Raw genomic sequence first — 11,886 nt, forward strand, 5'->3', positions numbered from 1 at the left:
AGATATAATTATTTTAAAGAATAGGTGTATAGGTTGCCTCCGGTGCCGTGAGTGCGTTCATCAGAAATAAGCAGGGTACTGTCATTTAAAAAGCAAACAGATTCTAGCTGACTTCTGGCACCTAAGTCAATTTCTTGCATGTTTCCTTTGGTGAAATCATCCCAAGAGAAGTCTGTGAATATAAAAAGTTTACCATAACTAAGCGCTATTATTTTATCTCCTTTTGGCGATATATCTATTGATGTAATTTGGCATACTTTCCAATCTGTACATGGGGTAAATGAACCAACGAACTTTGCTTCATACTTTCCTTTAGTGTCTGGAACGGTATATATATGAGCTTCACCCGAGAATGGTTTTGATCTATTTTTTGTAATAATGTATAATTTATCTCCGTGATGAAATATAGCCTCTGAATCATACAAACGAGCATCCTTCTTAGGGGGAAAATCTTTTTGATCAGGGTAATAAAGTTCTATTTTTTCAGCATCTATTTTGTTCCCAGGTTCACTAGTTGGGTTAGGTAATTTATAAATCACCAAGTTTTTACGTTCGTTATCGTTATTACCGATATCTGCAATATATAGGTTGCCAGATACATCTTTGGTGAGGTCTTCCCAGTCATGATTACCTCCATTTTTTACCTCTAAACTTTTTATAATTTTGCCCTTAAGGTTTACTTGATATATTTCATCTTTATTACCATTATCTTCCACTACCCAAACTGTAGAATCACCATAGGTTGCCAATCCTGAATTCTCATCTAAACTACAAGGTAAATCAGTAACCACTTTTAATTGCCCGTAATTTGTACAGGAAATCAAAGTAGAGATTAGAAGTAAGGATGTAAAAGCAATCTTGTTCATTTTATTCTGCAATTGGCATGAATATTTCGGCTTTCCAACGTAAAGCATCTCCACCCATATTAGGGTTATTGAAAAAGAATTCAATTGGTTTCTGCTCTATTTTTATATTATTCTCTTTTGCGTAATCTAACAGGGTATACCAAGCCCTATCCGATGTCATATAATTACCATTGTAAATGGCTTTCAAGGATTTCTTGCCAATAAACTCTTTATATACCATATTCTTTACAATGGGTAATGAGTCTGTTTTGATAATAGGATAACAAAAATTAAAAGAGATACTATCATTTTGCATGTTCCAGTCTGTAGTCTCAATAAACGGAATTCCGTTTACTTGAATGCCATTTCCTGCAATAACAGAGTTTAGAAAAGGATAGCTTTCCATCATTCCAAACGCCTTGTTACTTTGGGTGGTTTTGTGCTCAACACAAGCACAATAAGTAGATGGCAGTTCATCTTCACCTATAAAGGTAGTTTTGAATTCTTTTCTATGAATATTTAAACTTTCAATGAAATCTGTAACCGTTTTTCTTGATTGTTTTTCAAAATCAGTATCACCGAAAGGTATAACCAACTTGTTATTTAAACTGTAGTCAGCGTCCTTTACATCTACTACTAATTGCGAGGTAGAATCAGTAATTGGAGTAATGTTCCACAAATAAATATGCGTGGAATCACCAGTAGCAATCATTTGTTCTAAGTGGTTAAGGTCACTCAGTTGACGAATAGAAGCTTCTTTAAGAGTTTTGTTCCAAGATTTTAGGGCTTGGTTAATTGTACCGGTATTTGCCTTCGCTACAACTCTAATTTGATAGTCTTGTGGTTTTATGAAAAAATACCAAAGTAGTGCAATAGAAATAAGTGCAATTGAAATGGTAATTCCTTTTCTCATTTTAATTGTTCTTCATCTTAATTTTAGATTCCAAAAGAGCACCAATTTTTCTTCCTTGCCCCACACCAACTTCAATAGCGGCTCTATAATGAATTCCTCCATACATTCTGCTCAAAGCCGCTTCGTCTGCAGCTTCATTGAACGAATTAAATTTTCTGATAGGCAGACCGTAAGGAGTTTCAGTATCATCTTCAAAACTGAAATTATCACCATAAATACTCGTTAAGGCAGTTGCAGCAGCACCTGAAACAACACTATGTCCACTAGTATATTCTGGAAAAGGAGGTGTCTGTAAAATAGGCTTCCAATTCTCATCTATATGCTGGTTGATCAACGTTTCTGGTCTTATTAGATTACTGCGATATTTCTCGTCCCAACAACTGATAAAGGCATCTGCGATTGCCAAAGAGGTTTTGGTGTAGGCGTAAACCGTATCGTCAAAATCACTATTAACTTTTTTGCTAGCTATTTTTGTGATTCCGATCCAATGCGCGCCTGGAGTTATTTTTTTGGTAGCGAACATTAGGTGCCCTCTTGTTACGGAAACATAAGGATTACAATCCCAGAATTTAGCAATAGCTACTTCTTCAGATTCATCACCATTTTTTGTTATCTCATTACTGATATTGTAAACTTCAATTAACTCTTTGTAAAAATCTGAGTCTTTTTCTAATGAAAATGCTGGTGGTGGTATTGGCTTAAATTGTGAGGCCGAATCTATGATGAATGGTCTAATTTTACTCCAATGTGGCTCTATTCCATCCATGTAAGCCGGTGGTGTTGGTTGCCATCTAGTTTGGTCGTCTGTATTTACCGTAAATTTTGGCATTGTACGGGTTTGACTGTAATTGTCTTTACCCATCCATTCTTTAATGTGGTCAGCAACTTTTAGTCCATAAGCCTTAGAAGTTTCAAATTCACTTTCATTGGTTGCTTTCCACTGTGTGAATAAGCTGTCTTGTAAAACATCAAATTTATCTTCAGAGAAGATTAATTGACGACTAATATTCATGTGTGCTATCAAAGCCGATAATCGTGGATTAATACCAGATATTGTATCCATTTCAGGTATTGGTTCTAGGTCGGTAATTTGACCCGCCAATGAGTTGTATTTTGGATTTACCTGCGCTACTATTTCATAGGCTGCAATATTTGGGTAAGCGAATATTCTACTAGCTACCGGAGGAGAAAAAATATCATGAATCATAATATCTATTACTTTGTCAATAGAATTATGAAGCTCTTCTGGGGTTATTTTAATAGGTTCTTCTTTTTTTGGTGTGCAGTTAGATAATAAAATTCCTGTTACTAAAATAATAATATACCTCTTCATTGTACTATGGTTTGAGTATTTGGTATACTTCTGCAGCCTCGTTATTGAAGGTGAGCAAAATGTATTTGTTGTTGTTCAAGTTTATGATATTCATGCTACGAATCGATTTTCCTGTTAAATCGAGTCCAATTTCATTCGCTAAGGTAACATTGTTAGCATTATTTATCAATGCTCCAGGAAAAGAATCAAAACGACCATGATATGGTTTTACGCCAAAATAATTTCCAGCGGCTAATACTTCGGTTTTATTGTCTCCATTAAAATCAAATTCTAAAAATGACATGATAGGTGCCAGTTGTAACTCGTAATTAAACGGAACAAAGATAAATTGACCGTTGTCATTTTGTAGATAACCAGAACTTAAGGTATGTGTTTCTAAAACTTCAGCGTTAGGCAACATCTCTTTACCAAGAATTTCTTCCATCGATTTACCGGCAAATGAGCTGTAGTTCGTAAACTTTTTACGTAATGAAACTAGTTGGCTGGATAGTTCTTTAAGTCCGTCAATTGGATAATCTTTTCCATCTTTATATGTGCTAACAATGGTTTCTGTAGCTCCGTTTTTGTCAAGGTCGCCATAGTACATTTTCATTGGGTGCTTTTCAGATGCGGTAAATTTTGTATTCAATCCCCAGTTACCTAAAAGGTAGTCTTGATCACCATCACCATCAATATCATAGCTAGTGACAGCTTGCCATAAACCATTAATATTTTTGTTTTCTAAGGGGTATGTTTCTTCGAATACACCTTCATTATTTTGAAAAAATCTTGGTGACATCCATTCACCAACAAACAATAAATCTTCCCATCCGTCATTATTAAAATCGGTAACTACAGCATCGGTCACCATTCCCAAGTTTTTAAACGGGTTGTTGGCTACGCTAAAATTGCCGTTATCATTATTTAGTATATAGCTATTTGGCTTTTTTCCATAATCTGCGCTAATTGATTGGTTACAGATCAACACATCTAAATCATTATCATGGTCATAATCTAATTTTAAAAGTATAGACGCATTTTCGAACATTTCTGGAAATGCCGATTTGTTGAATGTACTATCACTGGCAACGTAGAAAGAATCTGTTAATGGTTTCATTTGATTGAAAAAATCTGCGCCACCGGTGCCAATGATTAAATCATTTTTACCATCTCCATTAAAGTCTGCAATTAATGAAGATATGTCTTCTTTTATACTGTCTTTTTGAATTTCTGGATAAACCTGTAATTGAAATAAGGAATCTCCCTGAACATATATATGAGATGGTATATATTTAGAACCACCAAAGAATACATCTTCTTTGCCGTCCGCATTTAAATCGCCTACACTTACAGCCGGACCTCTGTCAGACATTTGGTATGGTATTAGTTTCTGGCGTAAATAATCACTGTAAGCATCCTCAATATGAGTGTAATCTATACCAAGGTTGTTTGATGTTTTTTTGAATAATATTTTCTGTTTCTTTTTTAAAGAATTATAATCAAAAGCTTGATTTTGATTAGGGCTTATATACAGTGTTTGATTAACAATTATGTTTTTCAGCACTTGAAAGCTTTTGTCGGGCCAGATAATTTTAAGGGAATCAACGTTTTTTAAATCGGCATAGCCAAAGTGTATTATGGGTTCGGAAGATGCCTGAAATCCACGAACGGTATACATTTCTTTGAATTGTTGAATACCATTAGCGTACGAGAAAATTTTTGTTCCAATACCAAACTTATTTTTCTCTGTAAAGTTTAATTTAATTTTTAGCCAATGGTTTGTGCTGTTAGTAGTATTTTCTTGAATACCGGCAGGACTAAATAAATTATTGGTTACTAAATCTAAATCACCATCATTGTCTAAATCGCCATAAGCTGTCGCCCCAGAAATTATGGTGTCTTGAGCAATCCAAGATTTAGATTCATCTATAAATTGTAGGTCTTTTGCACCTTTAAAAATCATATTTCCGATGAAACCAGAGGGCATCATTTTTAGAGCCTTTTGATCTACGAGATTGGTGCTATTTATTTTGGCTCTAATATTTTCGTTAGAAATGTAGTTGATGTAATCTAGGTCGTTAGGTCGTTTTGGAATACCGTTACTTATGTATAAATCTTGTTCTCCATCTTGATTGTAATCACCGAACAAAGCACTCCAGCTCCAGTCTGTAGCTGCTACACCACTTTGTAGTGCAGTTTCTAAGAACTTGCCATTTGGTTGATTTACAGATAGCATATTTCTAGTATACTGATTGTGATAACCGAAGGTCTCGGTTTTCATTTTCTGAATTTGAATATCATCATCGCCCTCAGATGACTTCAAGACAATTTCGTCTTTACCCAACATATCCAAAGAAATCAAATCAGGTAGACCATCATGATTGATATCCGCTACATCACTACCCATTGAAAATCTTGTTGTGTGTCCAAAAGCCTCTTTGAGAGATTCTTTGAAAGTACCGTCTCCGTTATTTAAATAGTAATAATCATCTTCGTGAAAATCGTTTCCAATGTATAAATCTGGGTACCCGTCTTGGTTAAAATCAGATACTGCAATACCTAAACCATAACCGTTTACACCTCCATAAATACCGGCTTCTTCACTTACATCTACAAATTGGCCATTATCATTACGCAACAATTTATCGCCTGTTTCATATACTCTTTTATGGCGTATTTGAGCATTACCATAAGAATCTTGAGTATGAATAGCGTGATTGAGTAGGTAAATATCTAAATCACCATCAAGATCATAATCTAAAAAAGCGGCGGACGAACTATACGACTCAAAATCCAGTCCGTATGCTGCAGCACTTTCTTTAAAAGTTGCATCACCTTGATTTATAAATAGCTCATTATGTCCGTTAAAGCCATTTAATCCAACTACGGCACATACATATATATCTAATAGTCCATCTCCATTTACATCACCCATTATGGCACCTGTGTTCCAAGAACTATTACCTGCTACACCTGCTTTTTCTGTAATATCGTCAAACTGTAAATTGCCTCTATTTAGGTATAGTTTGTTTTTAACTTGATTCCCGGAAAAATAAATATCTGGAAGACTGTCGTTATTAATGTCGCCAATGGCAACACCACCACCATTATAAAAATAGAGGTAATCTAAGATGCTAAGGTCTTTAGTTTCAGTAAGTGTATTTTCAAAAGCTATGCCCGTTTCTTCTGCAGCATGTTTTACAAATAACTCACCAGAATTTTGCTTACAGCTAAAGGTGAAAACCAATAAACATATGTAGAGTATGTTACTTTTCATTTAATCGATACAATTTTGGAGTGTCGTTGTTGATAGCTGCAATGATGAATTGATTTCCTTTTTTATCCTTGACTATTTCTAATTGCTTTACCTCATTTCTAATAAAGAAACCGCTTTCTGAATAATTTTGCCATTCAAAGCCTAATTTGCCATCGCCAAGCAATACGTTTCCGTAATTGGCATCAAGTCTAGAATATTGAGGTTTAAATTCAAAATTATTACCTGCCATTACAAGGTCTAAATTTCCGTCTTTGTTTACATCAAGACACTGTATGCCATAAATGCAAGAAAATTGTACTTGAGGCGGTAGTATTTTAATAGTAAAATTGCCATTGCCGTCATTGATTGCAATAATAGATTCAGAAATGTTTGCCTGTTTTAAGATTGTGTTATCAAGAATATTCTTTGGGAACAACTCTTGGATAGTCTTTTTGGCATATTCAGAGGCTTTAATATTCTTTTTCTTGAGCGCTAATATTTGGGTGGTCAATTCCTTTTTTTGATGAAGAGGGTAATCCCCACCATCATAGTTCTGAGTAGTTATTTGTTCAATAGTACCATCATTATCAAAATCATTTACCCACATTTTCATTGGTTGGCCTGGCGCAGGTTTGTAGTGAAGATTGCTTCCCATGTTACCTAAAATTAAATCTTGATCACCATCATTGTCCAAATCTTTACCTTCTATAGCGCTCCACCATCCGTTAAGGCTGTCAAGTGAGCTTTTAAAATGGCTGAGTCTTCTACCAGAGTTTTTATAGATTTTTGGACTGCCCCAATCTGAAACCGTTACCAAATCATCTTTACCGTCACCGTCCATGTCTACCCATTGCGCATCTGTTACCATGCCGGCATCTTTTATGTCATAAGCAGAACGTTCTGTAACATCTGTAAATGTACCATCACCATTGTTAAGCAGAAATAAGTGGTCAGGATTTATTCCATACGTACCAACTACACTTCTAGAGCCAACGAAAACATCTATATCTCCATCTTCATCAAAATCTGAAGGAGCGATAACGGCAACATTTTTATTGATACTTGGTAATTTATTGGTACTCAAGGAGAAATTACCTTTGCCGTCGTTGAGATACAAACGAATTCCGTAAGTGCCTTGCATACCTAGTTCATTTCCGCCTGACCCAATCATAAGGTCTAGATCCCCATCATTATCCGAATCAAAAAATGAAGCAGTGGTATCCTCTAATAATGCCTCTGGCTCAAAATACTTTACAATTGGTTTTGAAAGAGCACCGTTTCCTTTTTGTAGATACAAAGCTCCCGATTGTCCTTTTGCGCCACCTATAAATATATCGTCATTACCATCACCATTTACATCACCAACTGCCAAGCCAGGACCTTCTTCCGCTAATGACTTAGAAATTAAACCTTCATTATCAAAATCCATATAGCTATTTTCTTTATGAGTCAAGAAGGTGTTGTTTTCTATGGATTTTAAAAGGGTAGGGGTAGATTCTTGCTTTACTTTGAAAATTTCGTTTGCTTCCTCTTGAACAAAAGTGATGGTTTGGTTTGCTTTAACATTGGTTAATTTAACCGTTGCGTCATTAGGCCATATGATACGAATGGAATCTAAAGACTTAGTAGCTCCAAGACCTATAGTCATAGGGTATTCAACAGAAGACTGAAAACCTCTAGAAGGCATCAAAGTTTGGTCAATAATGTTATCAGGATAATAAAGGCGGGCAACGGTGCCTATACCAAATTTGTTTCCTTTAGAACCTTCGAATTTTAATTTTATGTAATTATTCTCAGACTGAGATTCAGAATTATTACGGTAAACAAAGGTTTCCATGTTTACGTTGTTGACCACCAAATCTAGATCTCCATCGTTATCCAAGTCACCATATGCAGAACCGTTCGATCTACTAGGTATTTCAAATCCCCATTGCTTATTATAATTGCTAAACGTTATATCCCCATTGTTGTGATAAGCGTAATTGGGTAATGGTGTAACTGGCATTTTATTGATTATAGAATCAATAGATTCCTTTTTGCCGGTGAGTGCCATTTTTTGTATGATTTCATTCGCAAAGAAATCAACAAAATCCAAGTCGGTTAAATCGTGATTGATTCCGTTGGTGATATAAATATCTTTTAGACCATCATTGTCCATATCGAACAGAAGTCCAGACCAGCTCCAATCTGTAGCTTCAACACCGCTATAGTAAGCGATTTCAGAAAAAGAACCATTACCATTATTTAGCTGTAATGTATTTTGAATGTACTGCTGATGAAAATCTTTACTCTGTTTTAACTTGAAGATATTATAACCTTCAAATTCCATTACAGATTTTACACGCTGATCAGGTTCAGGTAACATATCTGTAATAAAGATATCTGTAAGTCCGTCATTATTAATATCGGCCATATCAACTCCCATTGCAGATAAACTTAAATGGTTGGTCCATTTTTGAACTTCTTCCCTAAAAGTTCCGTCTTGGTTGTTGATGTATAAATAATCTCTTTCGTAAAAATCGTTAGATACATAAATATCTGGGTAGAGGTCATTATTAATATCAATAACCATAACACCAAGGCCAAATCCAATTAGGCTACCATAGATACCTGCTTTTTCGCTAACATCAACAAATTTACCATTGTCGTTTCGCAAAAGCATATCGCCAACACCTCTAAAAATTTTTGGTACACCTTCCCAATCTTGTGCTCTTACTTCTCGTTGTTCAGCATAGCCGAGGCTACTTACGGGAATATTACTATTGTTTAGAATATAGGCATCTAAATCACCGTCTTTATCATAATCAAAAAATGAAGCATGCGTAGAAAACCCTGTCTCCGCAAGATTGTATTCATGGGCTTTTTCGGTAAAAGTACCGTCTCCATTATTTATATATAAATCATTATCATGATTGTTTCCTTCCATATTACCGGCATTGCTAACGTATATATCAAGAAATCCATCATTATTAATATCTGCCATTACTACGCCTGTAGACCAAGGTTTGTTACCCGCTATACCGGCACTTTCAGAAATGTCATCAAATTTGAAGTCTCCTTTATTGAGGAAAAGCTTGTTAGGTTCCATATTTCCAGTAAGAAAAACATCAGATAAACCGTCATTGTTGATGTCGCCAATGGCAACACCACCACCGTTATAAAAATTACGGTATTTGAATATGTTAAATTCTTTTGAGTTTTGAACTTTGTTTACAAATGAAATACCAGTTTCTTCAGAAGGTAATAGTGTAAATAATGTAGGTTCTGAATTTTCTAAAGATGTATTCGTATCTTCTTTAGAGCCACATGAGGATAAAAGTGATAAAAATAAGCCAAGGCAGCTCAGCTTAAATATATTGGAGTTCATTCTTGAATTAATTAGAGATGGCATTATATGTTCTTTTATAATGAGGAATATTAAATTATTAATTGAAAACTAACGACTATTCAGTCATAAGTCTGCCTATTAATTTAAAGTATCTGTGCTACTCTATTTCGCATTCCATTCAGATTTTTGTAAACTATTAAAATTGAGTTGATAGTCAGCCAAATAGTTCTTTAAAAATGAAATTGCAAGATAGCCAAATACCTACTGTTTGCTAGGGTTATTTAATGAAATTACACGTTAAATTTTAAAGAAAACGTTATAGGAGCTATCGTATAATATGAATAATGAGATTTTACAGCCTGTTTTTAGATGTAATGGAAATAATCCAATATATTTAACCTTGACTAATTAACAAACAACTCAACAAATGATAGGGATTTTATCTTTTTTAGGCTTTACTATTTTAGTGGCTGTAATTTCATACTTCGCGACCAGAACGACCGATGAACAAACCTCGGATGGTTATTTTTTAGGAGGGCGAAGCTTGACGGCCGGAGTAATAGCGGGATCGCTATTACTTACCAATTTATCTACAGAGCAAATTGTAGGTTTAAATGGTAGTGCATATACAGACGGTTTATCTGTTATGGCATGGGAAACATTAGCGGCCATTGCTATTGTTGTAGCAGCTATTTTTCTGTTACCTAGATATTTAAAAGGTGGATTAACTACGGTGCCGCAATTTTTAGCCAAACGGTTTGATGTAACTACAAAAACAATAACCTCTGGTTTATTTCTTACGGGTTATGTTGTTGTATTGCTTCCCGTTATATTGTATTCTGGTTCGGTTGCCATAAGTGGTATGTTTGATGTTCCTACATTATTAGGGGTCGCAGACAGTACAGCTCTCGTTATTTGTATATGGGGAATTGGGTTGATAGGTTCAGTGTATGCAGTTTTTGGAGGTTTAAAAGCTGTTGCGGTTTCAGATTCAATTAATGCGGTTGGTTTGTTGATCGGTGGTTTGTTAATACCCGTTTTTGGATTAATGGCGATTGGCGATGGCAGTGTATTTGGGGGATTAGATGTATTAGTTAGTGCTAACCCGGAACGATTTGATTCTACAGGGAATGCAGGACAAGAAGTACCTTTTGCCACCATTTTTACAGGTATGATGTTAGTGCAATTATTTTATTGGGGAACCAACCAACAAATAATTCAAAGAGCATTAGGGGCAAAAAACTTAGCTGAAGGTCAAAAAGGATTGTTATTGGCTTCATTTTTAAAAATATTAGGTCCGTTAATATTAGTGTTGCCAGGTATGATAGCGTATCATTATTTTGACGGCAGTCTTGATTCTAGTGATTTAGCTTACCCAGAGTTGGTTCGTGCAGTGTTGCCAAAACCATTGGTTGGTTTTTTTGCAGCGGTATTGTTCGGTGCTATTTTGAGTTCTTTTAATAGTGTTCTAAATAGTTCGGTTACTTTGTTTGGTATAGATATTTATAAGCAGCATATTAACCCTGATGCTCCAGAGACTACAGTAGTAAAGTATGGAAAGATATTTGGAATCTGTTTGGCATTGGCAGCTATGTTTATAGCACCGCTAATTGCAAATGCAGGTAGTCTATTCAATTATTTACAAGAGATTAATGGTATATATAGTATTCCTATTTTTACGATAATTGTAGTTGGTTATTTGACAAAGAGAGTGCCGGCAATAGCGGCTAAAGTGGGTATAATTTCAGGGTCTGCGTTATATATTATAAGTCAGTTCTGGCTAAAGAATAAATTTGTGAACGAAGCATTAGCAGATGCAAGTGCTAAAGGTATAACAGATGTTGCGCAATTGAAATTAATTGAGGCAGAAGCATATCCTCACTTCTTGCATATTATGGCTATACTATTTGTTACCAATATTATAATAATGCTGATTATTGGCGCTATTAGACCACGAAAAGAACCTTTCGTTCTAGAGTATACAGATCAAGTTTCAATAACTCCATACAAATATGTGAATCAAGCAGGTATACTGATTTGTGTAATTGTTATTAGTATATATGTGTATTTTGCTAAGTAAATAATAAGAGGTTGATTTAAAAAAGTAAGCCCCATCACTTTAAGTGATGGGGCTTACTTTTTTAATTAATTACTGTTTTGTTTAGGGAAATTTAGTTTGTAGTTAAATGGTAAAGCAGCGCTATTATAAAGCTTAGGTAAGGCCTGCTGAAT

Annotated in this window: 6 protein-coding genes; 1 reads left to right on the forward strand and 5 read right to left on the reverse strand. The window is 35.0% G+C overall.

From position 1 onward, the window contains the following. Nucleotides 1-8: 8 nt before the first annotated feature. Genes P178_RS23375 through P178_RS0109110 form a run of 5 tightly spaced genes read right to left on the reverse strand, consistent with a single transcriptional unit; the run spans nt 9 to nt 9,693 of the window. Nucleotides 9-866 (reverse strand): hypothetical protein, encoded by an 858-nt coding sequence (locus P178_RS23375; protein ID WP_027065938.1) that lies wholly within the window; start codon nt 864-866, stop codon nt 9-11. 1 nt (nt 867) lies between these two features. Further along, entirely contained in the window at nt 868-1,758 is an 891-nt protein-coding gene (locus P178_RS0109095; protein WP_027065939.1) for a transcriptional regulator, read from the reverse strand. A gap of 1 nt (nt 1,759) precedes the next feature. Next, entirely contained in the window at nt 1,760-3,091 is a 1,332-nt protein-coding gene (locus tag P178_RS0109100) for a vanadium-dependent haloperoxidase (RefSeq protein WP_027065940.1), read from the reverse strand. 4 nt (nt 3,092-3,095) lie between these two features. Next, complete coding sequence (locus tag P178_RS0109105; RefSeq protein ID WP_027065941.1) at nt 3,096-6,347, reverse strand: VCBS repeat-containing protein; 3,252 nt, start codon at nt 6,345-6,347, stop codon at nt 3,096-3,098. Beyond that, nucleotides 6,337-9,693 (reverse strand): VCBS repeat-containing protein, encoded by a 3,357-nt coding sequence (locus P178_RS0109110; RefSeq protein WP_027065942.1) that lies wholly within the window; start codon nt 9,691-9,693, stop codon nt 6,337-6,339. Before P178_RS0109110 ends, P178_RS0109105 begins: the two co-directional genes overlap by 11 nt. Before the next feature lie 388 nt (nt 9,694-10,081). On the opposite strand from P178_RS0109110, the gene P178_RS0109115 reads away from it, so the two are divergent. Continuing rightward, nucleotides 10,082-11,734 (forward strand): solute:sodium symporter family transporter, encoded by a 1,653-nt coding sequence (locus P178_RS0109115; protein WP_027065943.1) that lies wholly within the window; start codon nt 10,082-10,084, stop codon nt 11,732-11,734. The last annotated feature ends 152 nt before the right edge of the window (nt 11,735-11,886 follow it).

Origin of the sequence: Maribacter sp. Hel_I_7 (assembly GCF_000688315.1) — a bacterium.
Classification (GTDB): domain Bacteria; phylum Bacteroidota; class Bacteroidia; order Flavobacteriales; family Flavobacteriaceae; genus Maribacter; species Maribacter stanieri.

Bases quoted from the DNA above. Each gene is read 5' to 3' on its own strand.
- P178_RS23375 (WP_027065938.1), bottom strand. From the start codon at position 866: ATGAACAAGATTGCTTTTACATCCTTACTTCTAATCTCTACTTTGATT.
- P178_RS0109105 (WP_027065941.1), bottom strand. From the start codon at position 6,347: ATGAAAAGTAACATACTCTACATATGTTTATTGGTTTTCACCTTTAGC.
- P178_RS0109110 (WP_027065942.1), bottom strand. From the start codon at position 9,693: ATGAACTCCAATATATTTAAGCTGAGCTGCCTTGGCTTATTTTTATCA.
- P178_RS0109115 (WP_027065943.1), top strand. From the start codon at position 10,082: ATGATAGGGATTTTATCTTTTTTAGGCTTTACTATTTTAGTGGCTGTA.
- P178_RS0109095 (WP_027065939.1), bottom strand. From the start codon at position 1,758: ATGAGAAAAGGAATTACCATTTCAATTGCACTTATTTCTATTGCACTA.
- P178_RS0109100 (WP_027065940.1), bottom strand. From the start codon at position 3,091: ATGAAGAGGTATATTATTATTTTAGTAACAGGAATTTTATTATCTAAC.